Source organism: Bacteroidota bacterium (assembly GCA_016718825.1).
In the GTDB taxonomy this organism is placed as follows: Bacteria; Bacteroidota; Bacteroidia; order J057; family JADKCL01; genus JADKCL01.
In genome coordinates, this window is sequence record JADKCL010000034.1 from 25641 (window position 1) to 42100 (window position 16460).

10 protein-coding genes are annotated in these 16460 nt (G+C 51.7%); 8 read left to right on the plus strand and 2 right to left on the minus strand.

Annotation, left to right across the window (positions count from 1 at the left end; translation table 11 throughout):
* Positions 1–17: 17 nt before the first annotated feature.
* The 5 genes from ccsA to IPN95_24770 all read left to right on the plus strand — a co-directional run bounded on the left by ccsA (position 18) and on the right by IPN95_24770 (position 9530).
* Positions 18–3194, plus strand: coding sequence for a cytochrome c biogenesis protein CcsA (gene ccsA / locus IPN95_24750; protein ID MBK9452578.1), 3177 nt, complete (start codon positions 18–20; stop codon positions 3192–3194).
* A gap of 1 nt (position 3195) precedes the next feature.
* A complete protein-coding gene (locus tag IPN95_24755; protein ID MBK9452579.1) occupies positions 3196–3984 on the plus strand; it encodes a DUF2520 domain-containing protein in 789 nt (262 codons plus the stop codon).
* Positions 3985–4107: 123 nt separating this feature from the next.
* Complete coding sequence (locus tag IPN95_24760; GenBank protein ID MBK9452580.1) at positions 4108–4944, plus strand: universal stress protein; 837 nt, start codon at positions 4108–4110, stop codon at positions 4942–4944.
* A 127-nt stretch (positions 4945–5071) separates the two neighbouring features.
* Positions 5072–7777, plus strand: coding sequence for a DNA gyrase/topoisomerase IV subunit A (locus tag IPN95_24765; GenBank protein MBK9452581.1), 2706 nt, complete (start codon positions 5072–5074; stop codon positions 7775–7777).
* Between the two features lie 535 nt (positions 7778–8312).
* Positions 8313–9530 carry a T9SS type A sorting domain-containing protein gene (locus tag IPN95_24770; protein ID MBK9452582.1) on the plus strand — a complete coding sequence of 406 codons (1218 nt, stop codon included), beginning with the start codon at positions 8313–8315 and terminating at the stop codon, positions 9528–9530.
* 84 nt (positions 9531–9614) lie between these two features.
* Here IPN95_24770 and IPN95_24775 read toward each other — a convergent pair whose 3' ends face one another.
* On the minus strand, positions 9615–10655 hold the full coding sequence (locus IPN95_24775; GenBank protein ID MBK9452583.1) for a 2'-5' RNA ligase: 1041 nt from the start codon (positions 10653–10655) through the stop codon (positions 9615–9617).
* A 125-nt stretch (positions 10656–10780) separates the two neighbouring features.
* Here IPN95_24775 and IPN95_24780 point away from each other — a divergent pair, with 125 nt between their 5' ends.
* Positions 10781–11494: a hypothetical protein gene (locus tag IPN95_24780; protein MBK9452584.1), complete on the plus strand. Its 714-nt coding sequence runs from the start codon at positions 10781–10783 to the stop codon at positions 11492–11494.
* Here the strand turns inward: IPN95_24780 and IPN95_24785 are convergent.
* Complete coding sequence (locus IPN95_24785) at positions 11491–12705, minus strand: gliding motility-associated C-terminal domain-containing protein (protein MBK9452585.1); 1215 nt, start codon at positions 12703–12705, stop codon at positions 11491–11493. The two genes, IPN95_24780 and IPN95_24785, sit on opposite strands and share 4 nt — an antisense overlap.
* A gap of 192 nt (positions 12706–12897) precedes the next feature.
* On the opposite strand from IPN95_24785, the gene IPN95_24790 reads away from it, so the two are divergent.
* On the plus strand, positions 12898–14748 hold the full coding sequence (locus IPN95_24790) for an O-antigen ligase family protein (GenBank protein MBK9452586.1): 1851 nt from the start codon (positions 12898–12900) through the stop codon (positions 14746–14748).
* A 67-nt stretch (positions 14749–14815) separates the two neighbouring features.
* Positions 14816–16273: an aminoacyl-histidine dipeptidase gene (locus IPN95_24795; protein ID MBK9452587.1), complete on the plus strand. Its 1458-nt coding sequence runs from the start codon at positions 14816–14818 to the stop codon at positions 16271–16273.
* Positions 16274–16460 lie beyond the last annotated feature (187 nt).

Genomic DNA, 16460 nt, shown 5'->3' on the forward strand with positions numbered 1-16460 from the left:
TCGCAGCCCCAATACGCATGATCGGTGGACAAGTCGGAATGGTCTTTGCTGCGCTCTCATTTACGGGAGCGCTTCAGGCCGCAATCGCGCTATACAAGGCTGCACAAGGCCCGGAACTAGGCCGTAAAAGTTGGCGACGCATCGGTGTTGCCTCTTGGATGATGCACTTGATCAGTGTGCTCGGCATCATAGCTACACTTTTTTACCTCATTTACACCCACGACTACCGCTTTCACTACGTGTGGAGCCATAGCTCCAACGAGTTGCCGGTGGAATACATGATTTCCTGCTTTTGGGAAGGGCAAGAAGGCAGCTTCCTGCTTTGGACCTTCTGGCACGCGATTTTGGGGACCATTGTGCTTTTTACCGCAAAAAAATGGAGCGAAATCGTCGTTTCCATCATCGCCGCAGTGAATTTGATCCTCGCTTCGATGATTTTGGGCGTCTATGTCCCCGAATGGCTGGCTAAAGTCTTCTTTTCCTTGGCCTTGTTGGTGCCTGCCGGGTACCTCGCGCTGCGATTTTATCGCAAAGAGGACAGCCTTGGCAGCAAGGGCATTTTGCCGCTCGGCGGCGTGGTGCTTGCGCTGATTTCCCTCCTCATCGTTTGGACGGACAAGGCGGGCTTTGCCAAGGATGGCCTCAAGCAGGTTTTGAGCGAAGGCGCAATTGGTCACAAGGCAGCCTTCCTGTTTGCAATTCTCGCCATTGGAACCGTCGTCGGATTTGTCATCCGGCACTTTGCCCGGACCGACAAGCAGTCGGGCGACCGCAAGGAAATCTTGTCCTTGTTTGTTTTGACGACCCTCGGACTCGTTGCGATGATGGCCGAATTTGGAACCTGGAAAATCGGATCGTCGCCCTTTCTTTCCCTCAAGGATGCCTTTCCAGATGCACCTATCTTCCAAAATGATGCGAATTTCATGCCTGCCAACGGCAAAGGCCTGAATTCGCTGCTGCAGAACTATTGGATGGTGATTCACCCTCCCACGCTTTTCTTGGGGTTTGCCTCCACAGCAGTGCCGTTTGCGTTTGTGATCGCCGGCGTTATGAAAGGAAAATACACCGAATGGATCCGCCCGGCATCGGTTTGGATGATCTTTTCCGTCGCCATTTTGGGCGTAGGCATCATCATGGGCGGTTACTGGGCTTACGAAACGCTGAACTTCGGCGGATATTGGAACTGGGACCCCGTGGAAAACTCCAGCTTCGTGCCTTGGATTTTTGGCATTGCTGCATTGCATGGCGTGATTGCCTACCGCAAAAGCAAGGCATTCCTTGGCTTTTCCATGGTGCTGATTGTCTCTGTGTTCCTGATGGTGCTTTACAGTACCTTCCTGACGCGCAGCGGTATCCTCGGCGAAACATCGGTTCACACCTTCACCGACCTCGGCCTCAGCGGTCAATTGCTGGTCTTGTTGCTGGCATTTGTCTTTGACATCAGCGCCTTGTTTACAGCACGCAACAAGGAAATACCGCGTTCTGTGAAGGTGATCCCCTTCAAATCAGCCGAATTCATGCTGTTTTTGGGTGTTTTGGCCTTGCTCTTCGCGGGTGTCGTCATCACCAACTTTACTTCGGTTCCGGTGCTGAACAAGATTCTCGGCACAAAATGGGCTCCCCCGGCGCATACAGGCTTCTTTTACTATCGCTGGACCGTGTTTTTTGCGATTGGCGTGGCGATCCTCTCCGGCATCGGGCAGTTTATGTTCTGGCGCAAGATTCGGAAAGCAAGCAAATGGAATTCGTTGCTGCGACCTTATACCTTGGCCATCGGCGTGGCGATCGTCATTTTGTTTGGCATCGCGCTGTTCACCGATTGGACCTTCTCCCTTGACGACCAACTCACCGAATGGAAAGCGCAAGCAGATGCCGAAACCAGCAGCCTGGCCGCCGGTATGCGCTACATCGGATGGGCCATTTTTGTCTTCGCGGACGAAATCCTGCTGTTTGCCTCGGTGTTCATGGTGCTCGCCAATCTGGACATCCTCATTGGCTTGCTCATGCGCAACAAACGCTCGCGTTTGGTCACGGGTGGCTCGATTGCCCACGTCGGGTTTGGCCTCATGTTGATGGGCATCTTCTTTTCCAGCGGCTATGAACAGGTGTTGACCCAGAATAGCAATCCCAACGAACTCGCAGCCCTTTCTGCCGACTCCCGCAACGACAACGTGCTCTTGCAGAAGGGATTGGCCAGAAATATCAAAGACTTTCAAGTCACGTACGTCGGCAAAAAAGAGGCCAAAGGCCCCATTTCCAAACTGCGGGTCATTCAAGAGGAATCCACTTCGTTTAAGGTTCGCTTTGAGGATGTCACCGGCGATGTTTTTGCCTTTGTTCTTCCCAAGGATGTGTTTACCGCGGCAGACGGGACGATCAACCTCGACGTTGTCACTTCCTTCTTGAATGACAAACTTGAATTCCTCAAGCCTTCGCATATCAACGAGCGCACGTTGTACGGCCTAAAATTCGTGCCGCGTCAGCGGGATTTGGTCACCAAGCAGGATTTTCTCTGGGAAAATGATGCCTTTACGGTTTACCCCGAGGCAGAAGTGAATCCGAGCATGGGATTGTTGGCACACCCTTCGCGCAAAATCTACCTCGACCGCGACGTTTATGTGCACGTTTCGACGGTCGTCAAAGAAGACGAGGAACCGAAATTCCAGTTCTACAACTTCAACCTTACTGTCGGCGACACTGCGCAGACAGGCAGGACCAAGCTGGTATTTGACCGCATCACATCCGACCCGATTGAAGGCACGGAATACGAATTGATCGCGAAGGCGCACATCCGGTTGGTGACGGATATTGGCACGGTGGTGAATGCCACGCCGATTTACCGCATCGACAAGGAAAATCGCGTGACCATCAAGGACCACTACATCGACGAATTGCATACCTCCGTGGCATTTGTCGGGGTCAATACCGAGGCAGGAACGGTCAATATCCAGGTTCAGGAGCAAGTCAATCCGCCGGATGACATCGTGGTGATTCAAGCGATTCAGAAGCCATGGATCAACCTGCTTTGGCTCGGAACCTTTGTGCTGACCTTCGGATTTGGAATGGCGATGTGGCGTCGGATCAAGGAAAACCGCGCTGGCAGGACCACAAAACCGGAGGAAGGTGACGAAGAAACCGCCTCCGAAGCCGACCCGATGGATGCCGAATCCGCTGAAAAACAAGGCGATGCCTAATATGAAACTTGCCCTGATCGGTGCGGGCAATCTCGCATGGAACCTTGCGGCGGTGCTCAAGGATTCACCGTATGAAATCGTGCAGGTTTTTTCCCGCCACATTGATTCAGCGTTTAAGATTTCGCGGGATTTTCCCGCCATCGAGGCAGCCTTTGCGCCTTCGCAACTGCGTCAAGACTTGGATTTGGTCATCGTGGCGAGCAGCGACCACGGAATCGGAGAAATTGCCGAGGCTTACTGTTCCTACAAAGCAGACCATACCGTTGTGGCGCATACCGCGGGATCGATTCCGCTCGATGTTTTGGCCCCTTTCGGACCGAATACAGGTGTTTTTTATCCCTTGCAGACATTTACCAAGGGTCACAAGGCAGATTTCCATGAAATTCCGGTGTTTTTGGAAGGCGATGAAAAGGCGCTGTCATGTTTACTCCCTTTGGCCCATCATTTGACGCGTCGCGTCAGCATTCTGGATTCGGCGCAGCGGCTTCAAGTGCATTTGGGGGCAGTATTTGCCAGCAACTTTGCCAATTTCATGTGGCTCGTAGCCGAAGACACACTCAAGGGAATCGGCCAACCCGGACTTGCTGTTTATGAACCACTGATCCGCGAATGCATGGAAAAGGCCTTGCGTTACGGGCCCGCAAGCGCACAGACGGGACCGGCGCGGCGTGGGGATGAGGTCACGATGCAAAAACATCTTCAACTGCTTGCGGAACGCGATCCCCGTCTCGAGGAATTGTACCGCGAAATGTCAGCCATGATTGCAGCGAGGTTCCATTCGCCGGAGTGAGGTTCCTCATTTCATGACGTCAACAAGGTAAATGGCAATCGCGCTCGATGTTGCTAGAAAAAACCCGAAGAGTTTTTCGATATTTACAAACCGTTGTTTTTGGCCAAAAGCCCAAGTTGCAAGATGCAGGCACCTCAAAACTTATTCGTCGCCGGAATAGACTTCTGGAACCCCTCGCTCAATGCCTTGGGGGTGGCAGCCCGATTTGCCACCCAATTCAATGGGCGCGTGCTTGCAGTTCATATCATTGAGAAGCAACATCAATACCCCGACGAACTTGCCATTGATTCCGACACGTTGGAGGAGGACCTTCAAAATGCACTACACAATCTCGTTCAACCTTTAAGCGACAACGGAGTTCAAGTCGAAATTGAAATTCGGCGCGGGGACATGTTGCGTCAAATGACGCAATTGCTGCACGATCACGAGGCCAATGCCGTTTTTCTCGGCCTTCGCAAAGGCAAGGTATTGGAAGACATCTTCATTGGTTCCAACACCTTACACATGCTCAAACACGCCGAAGTCCCTGTGGTCGTGGTTGAATCAGCTCCCGATTCCGCATCTATTACCGAACTGGTCATTCCGTGGAACCGCAGCATCGGCCTCAAAAAAGCTGTCGGATTTTTGCGTTCCCTTCAGAGTCAAATGAATGCCTCAGCGCTGTTGATTACCGGAGTATTACCTGGAGAAACTGAAGATGAGGTCCATGCTGCTGCTAACCTGCTTGCCGATGACCTCCTGCCCATGGGGGTCTCTGACGTAGAACTAGAAATCGTAGAATGCGAGGATCTTTACACGGGAATCCTCACGCAAATCAAAATGGAATCCGGTGAAAATGGCGTGGTCCTGCTGGAGCAGCCTGATTTTGCCTCTGCCGGACAATTTACCTTGGGGAGTTTCGTCGAAGATGTTTTGACGCGAGGCCGCATGCCTGTTGTTTGCCTGCCGATCAGTCGCTAGTCGCAATTTCCCAAAACCATCTGTTTTTTGCTCATTTTTTGCTCATTCACAGTGCAGATGTTGATAGTTTGCCTTGGTCGCAAAGGTAGGCTGGGTTAATTTTGACCCTTATTTTCTGCCTTTGGACATGAACGAAACTGAAAACGACGAAAACGAGATGCAGGATGGCACCATGCAAGAGGTGTTGCCTGTTTCCGGACTCTACCAAAACTGGTTTTTGGAGTACGCCAGTTATGTGATTCTGGATCGCGCGGTTCCGTACATTGAAGACGGACTCAAGCCTGTGCAACGCCGAATCTTGCATTCGATGTACGAATTGGACGACGGACGCTTCAACAAGGTGGCCAATGTGATTGGGTACACGATGCAGTATCACCCGCACGGCGACGCCGCAATCGGGGATGCGATCGTGAACCTCGGCCAAAAAGACCTTCTGATCGAGACCCAGGGAAACTGGGGAAATATCCACACGGGCGACGGCGCAGCTGCACCACGTTACATCGAAGCGCGCCTCACCAAGTTTGCGCTAGAGGTCGCATTCAACCCCAAAACCACCTATTGGCAGTTGAGCTATGATGGCCGCAAAAACGAGCCGATCACGCTGCCGATGAAGTTTCCGCTTGTCTTGGCACAAGGCGTGGAGGGCATTGCAGTCGGTCTGAGCACCAAAATTCTGCCGCACAACTTCCGCGAATTGATCGAGGCAAGCATCGCCTACCTCAAAGGTCGGTCGTTCAAGCTTTATCCCGATTTCCCGACGGGCGGCATGATCGATGTCGAGAATTACAATGCCGGCAAACGCGGGGGTAAAGTCAGGGTTCGCGCCAAAATCGACGAACTCGACAAGAAGACCTTGGTCATCACCGACATTCCCTACGGTCAAACCACGGCTTCGGTGATCGACAGCATCTTGAAAGCCAATGAAAAAGGCAAACTCAAGATTCGCAAGGTCGAGGACAACACCGCAGCCAATGTCGAAATCGTGGTACACCTGCCTGTGGGCGTGAGCACGAACATGGCCATTGATGCACTCTACGCGTTCACCTCCTGCGAGGTGCCGATTTCGCCCAACTGCTGCATCATCATTGCGGAAAAGCCTGTCTTCACGGATGTTCGCGAGGTTTTGAAGCTGAGCACTGAGCGTACCAAGGAACTGCTCCGAAGGGAATTGGAGATCAAAAAAGGCGAATTGGAAGACCGTTGGCACATGTCTTCGCTGGAAAAGATCTTCATTGAAAACCGCATCTACCGCGACATCGAGGAAGAGGAAACCTGGGAAGGCGTGATCAAAGCCATCGATTCCGGCCTTGATCCGTTCAAACACCTACTTTTCCGCGAGGTGGTCGAAGAAGACATTCTGCGCCTGACGGAAATCAAAATCAAGCGAATTTCCAAATTTGACAGCTTCAAGGCCGACGAAGCGATCAAAAAGCTGGAGGAAGACTTGGCGCAAGTCAAGTACGACCTCGAACACCTGAACGACTTTGCGATTGCCTATTTTGAGCACTTGCTCGACAAATACGGCAAAGGCCGCGAACGCCGGACGGAGATCCGCACATTCGATCAAATCGATGCCACACAGGTCGTGATCGCCAACAAAAAACTCTACGTCGACTACGAAGAGGGCTTTATCGGCATCGGGACATCGCTCAAAAGCGCGACGTACGTTAGCGACTGTTCCGACATGGACGACATGATTGTCTTCCTGAAAACGGGTGCGATGAAGGTGCTCAAGGTGGCGGACAAGGTTTTTGTCGGGAAGGGGATCATCCATGCCGGCATTTGGAAAAAAGGTGATGAGCGCACGACCTACCACCTGATTTACACCGACAAAAAGGATACCCGCACGTATGCCAAGCGCTTCCATGTGCAAGGCATCACCCGCGACAAGGAGTATTTTCTCACGAAAAGCGAGCAGCCGGGCAAGGTGCATTACTTTTCAGTGATGCCCAATGGCGAAGGCGAGACCGTGACCGTTAAGATGAAAACCGACAACAAGTTGCGCAAGCCAGTCTTTGACTTTGACTTTGCCGAGGTCGGCATCAAAGGCAGAAGCGCGGGCGGCAACTTGCTGACGAAATTCCCGGTGAACAAAGTCGAATTCAAAAGCAAGGGTGTTTCCACACTTGGCGGCATTGACATTCACTATGACGACGTCGTCAAGCGCCTCAATACCGATGGCCAAGGCGAATATGTCGGCAACTTCAAGGGCTCGGATAAGATTCTGGTGCTGTATGCCGAGGGTTGCTACGAATTGCGGACGTTTGAGGTGACCAATCGCTGGGAAGGACGGGGCAAAATCCTCGAAATGTGCAAACTTGACTTCGAAACGGTGATCACGGCCGTGCATCAAGATGGCGAAACAGGCCGCACATTTGTCAAGCGTTTCCATGTGGAAACGAGCAGCATTGATCAAAAATTCACCTTTATCAACGATGGCGAAGGCTCCAAGTTGTTGTTTGCGACGATGAAAGAAGCGCCGATCGTCGAGATCAAGTTTACCAAAAAGTCCGTGGACGACTTGGTCTTGAACCTCGAGGAATTCATCGACGTGAAGGGTTGGAAGGCAACGGGCAATAAACTCACGGATGAGAAGATCAAAAAGATCGACATGCTGAGTTTCCGCGCGCCGGAAAAAGTCAAAGCGGTCACCGCCGAACCGGCAGACGGCGACGATGACGGCGATGGGGACGACTTTGAAGGCAAAGATCCCAACGATATCCCCTTCGAAATCGTGGATGCCCGCGAGGAGGACGATGACTCGGAGGAGGACAAGTCCAAGAAGAAGCCCAAAGGCAAGGACAAGGACAACGATCAGATGTCGTTGTTTTAACCGCATATCATGGATGGTTGATCCCGAACCTTCTCCATCATGGGGAGCGTTCGGGATCATGCTTTTTGTGGCATCACGTACGATTGGGAAGCACGGCAAAAAATTGTCATTGCTTCGGGCTGGGAATAGAAGATAATTTTTGTAGCTTGGCCTTATAATTCATTCCGGCTCTAAGAAACCTATTTTCGATTGCCAGACTTTTTTTCTTTTACTGAAAACAACTTTATACACAAAGTTCCATTTCAAATGGGCTTTGCGTTTTGCATGCTCATCTCACTTTCATCATTCTCCCATGCGGCCTCGGTTCAGGGATCGCCTCGGACTTTAACTATCCAGTTGGGCCTCATTGCCAGAATGGTCCAAACGTCTTGCCAAATTCTGTTCGAGTCCTGGACAAGGCGTTTATTCGAAGCCGTCAGGGAATATCGTTTTTGCCAACAATGTTACGGGGAGATCAACATGGCAGCAAGCATCCCTGGAACTTGGGTGGTTCAGCGCCAGGTCTGAAATGATTCCAGCAGCCGGAATTTGACACTTGCCTTTCGCAGAAGATGCAAGCTTCGATTTCCTGCCTGACACGGCCTGCATCGGAACTCCCAACCCACTTCTTCCAATTGTAACAGGTGGGTCTGGCGGCACATTTTACGGGTCGTCGGCTTCCCTTGTCATCGATTCTATGACAGGAGCGATTGACCTCATCAATACCACAATGGGATTGTATTTCATTTCCTACACAGTATCTGGACAATGCCCTGATACAAAACACGACACCCTCATGATCCACGGCTATCCCGACCCCTTCTTTTCCTTTGGGGCGGATCAATATTGTATGGTCAATGGCTCGATTGTTCCAGATACCATCTCCCTGCCATCGGCAGGTTACTATTCCTACACGGGCGGTACGACGTTGGTGATCGATCCCAACACCGCTCAAATTCAACTCGCGCAATCCGCGCCGGGCATTTATTACATCGGGCACTATCTTTTGGGCGGCTGCCCGACGCAACATTTTGATACGCTGGAGATTGTTGCACCATTCACGACGGCCTTGTTTGAATATGCGGATTCGATTCATTGCCTTGCCGACCCAACATTTTTGCCAATCATCGTGGCCCCGAACAGCGTTACCTTTTCCGGTTCCGGAATCCTGATCAACAATCCAGCAAATGGCGCGATCAATCCTGCGGACAATACGGTGGGCACTTTTGTCGTCACAGCATACCATTCGGGTGTTTGTGCAGAATCTTGGAGCCAAACCATTCAATTGGTGGATTCGTCCCAAGTCACCTTGACTGCGAGTGGCGACAGCTTGTTGGCACCCGGCCCGGGAAGCAACTATCAGTGGTATTTGAACGGAGTAGCCATTTCCGGTGCCAATGATTCCACATATTTTGCAGCGACCTCGGGCAATTACGAAGTGCGCTATCACCGCGTCGGCGATGAATGCGGCACGATCGGCAGCCTCAACTACGTTGGCGTCGCCCAAGCAAATACTGGGTTCAGCAGCAGCAAATTCTTCCCCAATCCCTCCAACGGCCAAATCAAGTATGAAATTGGCTTGCAGCGCGCCGGAAAATTGGAATGGGAACTGCGCAATGCCCTTGGTAATCTGGTCACCACTGGCGCTTTCGAAGGAAATGCGCGTCAATTTGCTGGTCAATTCGACTTCAGCAGCTTGCCTTCAGGTACCTACCTCCTTCGCTTGAAGTCAAAAGAAGGCGTAGTCAGCGAGAAAATCGTCCTGCAGCATTGATTTGACCGAAATTATATGGGGGCAACAAGGGCGATTCCGTTCTTGTTGTCCCCTTTGATTTGCCGGAAAACAGCTTTCAATGGATCATTCCCCGAGTTGCTGCCAATTCAAATCCACCTCCGCGACAACACGCGCATTAAGCCAATCAAGGTCTGCTTGCGAAAATTCATTGGCGAGCTCGGGATTGTCTTCCCAAAAGGATTCGAAGGCGTCGGCGATGAAGGCCTCCTTCACTTCCTTGACCCGCTGTGAGTCTGCATTTTTCAGGCCTCCGATCTTGGAGATCGTGCTTTGCAAACGATTCGCAGTCAGGTAACGCCGCAATTCGGGAACCAAAAAAAGCAGCCTTTCCGAGGCGGAAGCTCCCTCATGGCGGTAACTCCAGGCTTGGGATTCGTGAAATTGCTCCTCCGCAAATTCCTTGTTTTTGATCTTGAAAATGGGGCGCATCGTGCCCTTTGAGGACTGGACGACAATGTTACGGTTGGGCTTCACGACGATCCCTTCGACCAAATTGGGCACGAATTCAGGCAATCCCAGCATGGCGGGCACTTTGGAATTGAAACGCGTATCAAAAAACAGCGCCTGATTCAACTTGCCGACCATCAGTGGCCGGGCGTACGGAATCCCGCAAGCCTCAAAAAAGGAAACGGCTTCGTTGTAATCGAGGTAATAGCGGTCTTGCTCACCATTTGCGGGGGAGATCGCAATGTCAAAAGCAGCAAATTCAACCGTCGGCGAATAATAAATCCCTGTTTGAATCGCTTGCACGCGCACGTCAGGCGCCACCGCGGAATGCGGATAATGCCCACCAAACAATTCGCCGTAGACCGTGGCCGAATGAAAGTCGTGATCGCGGCGAATGCGCTCAAACAGCTGCATGATCGCCTGATCGAGCCGCTCGGCAACAATTTGAAAACCAAAAAAGTCATCGGTCCAGCGTAGCAATTCCTTGCGTTTGGCATATTTCAATTCATCGCCCGAGAAGACGAAACTGAAATTGGCCCCGTGGATTTTTTCGGTTACGACCCAATCGACGGTGTCGAGGAGTTTGGTGTCGGCGAGGTCGAGCCCCAGTTTGCGGATGCTGTCGGGCATCTTTTCATACCCTTGAAAGTCGTTCATTGCTTTTGTTTCTTGGTTCGCAAAAATACGGCGCCCCCGCCTTCAATCCTTGCCATTCAAGCGTGAAATGGATGCGTTCAGGGACGAAACCATACAAATCCCTTGATTTTGCCTAGTTTTGGGCCATGGAAACGCGCCGCGACATTGCATTCGACCGAACGATCACCTTCATCCAATACCTGCTCCAATTGCCGGAATTGACTTGGGTTTGGGACCGCGAAAAACAGAAATTGAACGGGAATCTGGGCGGGCAAACATGGTCCTTTCGAATGCCCTTGCCTTGGCCGAATGCTGACAAGTCCGTTGGCCTTTTGCAGTATCTTGACAACCTTCCATCCGTTCCTCTCCCCTACTTTCTCATCATCATGCAAGCCGGCCACAGCGCCTTGGCCTACTTTGAAGATGGCGAAATGCGGCATCACAAGGTGATCAAAAAGTACATGGTGCGCGGAAATGGCAAGGCGCAGGTCGGCTATTTGCAGACAAGGGGTAAATCCAAGGCCGGTTCGCGGATTCGGTTGGCCAATACGGTCAGCTTTTTTGAAGACATCAATGAAAAACTCACTGAATGGGACGTTGCCGATGAAGCCGCACGAATTTTGGTGAGCTGCCCGATTTCGCTGCAATCACTTTGGTTTGAAAGCCGCATTCAACCCCCGTTTTCCAAAGATGATCCGCGGTTGCTCAAAGTACCGGTCGACGTGCACCGCCCGGATTTGGAGGAACTGGAACGCGTGAACAGAATCATCCAACGCGGACGATGGGAAGGTCCGGTAGCGGTGGTTGACAACTTTTTCAGCGCCCAACGCCTCGAAAAAGACGAATTCGAAGAGGACTAACGCAGCAACATCAAAGATTGGGTATCCTGTCGCAAATCAAGGTTGTTTCCTTGGTAACGAACCGTCACATAATACACACCTTCCGGGCAATCGGCTCCATTAAGCTTGCCGTCCCAACCCAGATCCAAATTTTTGGTTTGGAAGATTCGTTTTCCCCAACGGTCAAAAATGGTGATTTCCGCCTCACGGATCGACTGAAACGTCGCGGGTTTGAAAACATCGTTGATGCCGTCTCCGTTGGGCGAAAACACATTGGCCATCTCCAAATCAGGCGGGCATGGATTGACAGTGACAGCAACGGTGGCCGTTGCCGCACAAGTATCCTGATAAATTGTCACGGAATAATTCCCACCCTCCTTTACGGCAATCGAGGCAGAATTTTGGCCTGTCGACCAGCGTAGACTGTCGTAGCAAACCAGGCCCTGTGGTTGCAAAATCGCAGAATCTCCCAGGCAAATGGTTTGCTCACCACCCAAATCCGCCGTCAAACAAACTGGAGAGACCGAAACATCGTCCAGAAAGTAATAGGCACCGTAGGTGCCGGGTTGCCCTGACGCCGTTGGATTTGCAACCCGATTGACGGAATCGTCAGGAAAGAAGTTGCCGATGGTCAGGTATTCAAAGGCTTGATCCGCCTCGATGATACCGGAAATGCGCGTCCACCCTTGCACGTCCGTGACGAAACCCGTTGCTTGGATTTGGGGCTGCAAGGGCAAAACGCCGTACAGCGGCATCGATGTTGGCGTCACAGACAGGTTGGCACCGAGCCGATCGACCGCATACTCCTGGAAATCGCCCAACGAAACATAAAATGCGACTTCATACCTACGGCAAGGAATCAGCGGCGAACTCAGCCGCACTTGGACGTATTCCCGTTGATTTTGCCCTTGAATCGTAAAAAAGCCATACCCCGCCATCGTGGTTCCTGTTCTTGGCAACTGTGTACCCTTCAACCCGATCGGGCCGGGATAGGTGGAATTGGGTTGGAACAGAAAGCAACTTTGAGGAATGATCGTTGAATAAACATCAGGCGTTGCATCTGTGGGAGAATACCAATCCTGCTCAATCAAGGCCATTTCGCCCGTGATCATGATGTCACAAGGCAACATCAACAAATTTTCAAAACTCGGGTTGGGAACCAAATTCTGGGCGGGCAATGCCACATTGCCAAAAAGCAAAAGCAACAAAACCGACAACAACAACCTTCTCATTTCCAATTGATTCTTCTCCCCAAAACTACGAAATAACGGAAAAAATCCAATTTAGCATCCACTACGCATTCCTTCACATTTCATCAGTGTTGCGAGTCGCCGGAGAAGCCCAGGACTAAGTTTCAACCTCCATACTGGCAATTGATAAACTTTCAAGCGGGAATTCGGAGGCAACCGCTTATCTTTTGGCCCGTGCGCTTTCAGGGACGTCATATCGCTTTGTTTTTTTGCATCGCCTGCTTTGGCGTTTTGCCATTTGTTTTCTCCGGCCAATTACTTGATCCTGCGCGGTATCCGCAAATGGTAGTGCTTTGTGTCGGTATCGCCGCATTACTGTTGCCTTTGGCAAAACCCACGGTAGGCCAATCGGATGCGCCATCGGCGGCAGTTTCCAAAGTCTCTTTTCTGATGCTGGCATTGGCCCTGTGGACCGGATTGTCCATGTTTTGGGCGCTCAACAAAGCGGAAGCCTGGTTTTCCTTTCTGCAATTGAGTTTGGGATTCGCCTTCTTCCACCTTTCCCGAAAGGCCATTCGATATCTTCCCAATCTGCTGGAAACGGTCGTCAAAACGCTCCTCGTTTCCATGGGATTGTTGGCCATGATTGGATTGTTGCAGCGAATCGGAATTGATCCTTTGGGCCTGAGCGACAAATTGTTTACGCCCAATGCGACGATGACCAATCCTAACTTCTATGCGGATGCATTGTTGTTGGGCCTCCCATTTTGCATTTATGGCATCTTCAAACTCGACAGCCGCGTTTGGCGGATGCTTGCAGGGCTCACGATTGGATTGATTTTGGCGGGGATTGCCATTTCAAAGGCGCGGTCTAGTTTGATTCCTTTGCTTTTGGCAGCGATTTTCTTCCCACCCGTGATCATTTGGCAAAAATGGAAGGGAAAAACCCGTTGGATGGCGCTTCTTTCCTGGGCTTTATTGCTCGCGATCGCACTTTGGACGACGAATTTCATCTTTCGGAAGAAAGAAGGCACCTATAACTTCCGCTACATCTGGGAAAACGGGCATGCCATTACCCCAACCACGAGTAGCGTCGACTTCAGGTTCATCACTTGGAACCACACGCTCAACCTCGCAGTTGAAAAACCCATTCAAGGATGCGGCGCAGGCAACTGGAAAATGGAAATTCAGCGACTGGGGGTCAAAGGCTACGACGAAAATGACGGTTACGGCCTTCGCGTGCCGCTCCAACCACACAATGAATTTCTCGGCGTCTTGTCAGAGCTGGGTTTTCCCGGCTTGTTGTTGGTGCTTGCCATCGGCGGAATGGGCATCTTTGGCGCAGGACGAATGGCGTTTGATCAAACCGGAAAGCAAGACAAAGTACTGGGAACCATTTTATTGCTGGGGCTATTTTTCTTCTTTTTTGATGCGAATTTTAGCTTCCCGATGGAACGGCCGTTTCAAGCGATGATGCTCATGTGGCTGCTCGCGCTTGCTTTGCCGATGGAGAATGCGAAGACAAAAAGTGCAAGCCATTGGGTAGGAAGAATTGGATGGGCGTTGTGTCTTATCGTGTTGGTTGGCGGTGTTGCAACCCTCATTAGCCGCATCCAAGCAGATCGCGCGATGTTGCAACTGCGGCAACAAAAGGATGCCCATCAACCGCAAAAAATGCTCAAGACCGCGGAAGCTGCTGAAAATTGGAGCACGCAGCTGGACGCAGCCTCCGCGATGCCCGTCGATTGGTACCGCGCCATGGCATTCGCGGAGCTCGGCCAACTGCCCCAAGCCATTCAAGCCATCGAATCCGCCTTAAAAATCGCGCCGCACCAATTGGGCGTTCGCAGCACATACGCCAGCCTGCTCGACATGAACGGACGGTTTCAGGAAGGGATCAATGTTCTTGATGAACTCCTGAAAACCTTTCCCGACTACGACGAAGGATGGCTGAACCTTAGCATAATGTTCATCCACGCTAACCAAATGTCGACCGCCAGAAAGGCATTGAGCCGCGTTTCAATGGCATTCGATCCGGGCAAAGTTGCCCAAGTCGACCAAGCACTGAAAGCCGCTGGATACTGAATCGTACATCAATTCTTTCCTCCACATGTGATTTTGTTCTATATTGCCTCCCAAATTGCATTCTTAGATGAGTATTGATATCCGGTCGCTGTCGCCCATTGCTGTTTGGAACCATTTTGCTGACTTGAACGCCGTGCCACGGCCTTCCAAAAAGGAAGCACGCGCCATTGCCTTCATGAAAAACTTCGGCGAGCGCCTCGGCTTGCCAACGATGGTGGATCAAGTGGGGAATGTTATTATTAGCAAGCCAGCAACCGCAGGCTTGGAAGACCGGCAGACGGTGGTCATGCAAGGCCACCTCGACATGGTGCACCAAAAGAATGCCGACACCATCTTTGATTTTGACGCGCAAGGCATCGACATGTTTGTCGAAGGCGACTGGGTTCGTGCCAAAGGCACCACGCTCGGCGCCGACAACGGCATCGGTGTAGCGTCCATCATGGCCATTTTGTCTTCCACCGACATCGCGCACCCAGCCATCGAGGCCTTGTTTACGATCGATGAAGAAACGGGCATGACTGGCGCCATTGCGCTCCAAGGCGGACTTTTGCATGGCAGCATCATGCTCAACCTCGATACCGAAGACGACCGCGAACTGACCATCGGCTGCGCCGGTGGCATCGATGTTACGGGTACCGGCAGCTATGCAGCCGAATCCGTCAGTGGTTTGGCAGGCTATAAAATCACCGTCAACGGCCTTACAGGCGGCCACTCCGGTATGGACATCCACCTCGGACGCGGCAACGCCAACAAGCTCATGAATCGCATCCTGCTCCAGGGCGCGACGCAATTTGGACTGCGCATTCATTCGATCGACGGTGGGAGCTTGCGCAATGCAATTCCCCGCGAATCGGTTGCAGTCGTGGGTATTCCATCAGATCAAAAAGCTGGATTCGAAGCATTTTTTGCCCAAGAAGCCGCTACCCTCAAGGCTGAGTACAAAACCACGGATCCCAATTTGTCAGCAACTGCGGTCGCAGGCGATGGGCCATCCAATGCGCTGTCAGCAGATTTCCAGACGAAATTGTTGGCCGTGCTCGCGGCTTGCCCGAATGGCATTTACCGTATGAGCCCCGACATCGCGGGTTTGGTGCAGACGAGCAACAACCTTTCGCGCGTGCTCATCAAAGACGGCAACTATTCGCTGCAATGCCTGACCCGCAGTTCGGTGGATTCCGAGAAAATGGATTTGGCAAGAACGATCACGGCGACCATGCAAGTGTGCGGTGCCAACGTCGCTACAGCGGGCAATTATCCCGGATGGACGCCCAAACCGGAGGCTGACATCGTAAAACTGATGACGGACCTCTACAATGAGACCTTTGGTCACCAACCGCATGTGAATGCCTGCCACGCGGGCTTGGAATGTGGCATTCTCGGCCAAAACTATCCGACGATGGAAATGATCTCCTTCGGACCCAATATCACCGGCGCTCACAGCCCCGACGAAAGGGTACAGATCAGTTCCGTGCAGAAGTTCTGGGGATTGCTGCTCAAGACCTTGGAGCGAATCCCGGGGAAGTGAAAAGTGAAAAGTTATTAGTGAAAAGTGAAAAGTCCCTTTGGGGGCTTGTTTTCTTTTGCTTCGAATCGGCTTCCTAATTGTATTAACGCATGTCGATTTCTGATTTGCAGAAGGAATCATTCTGTTGATGCTTCGTACTTGCGCGATTCAGGAAATCCATATGGCTTCGTTAAAACAAAAACACCGC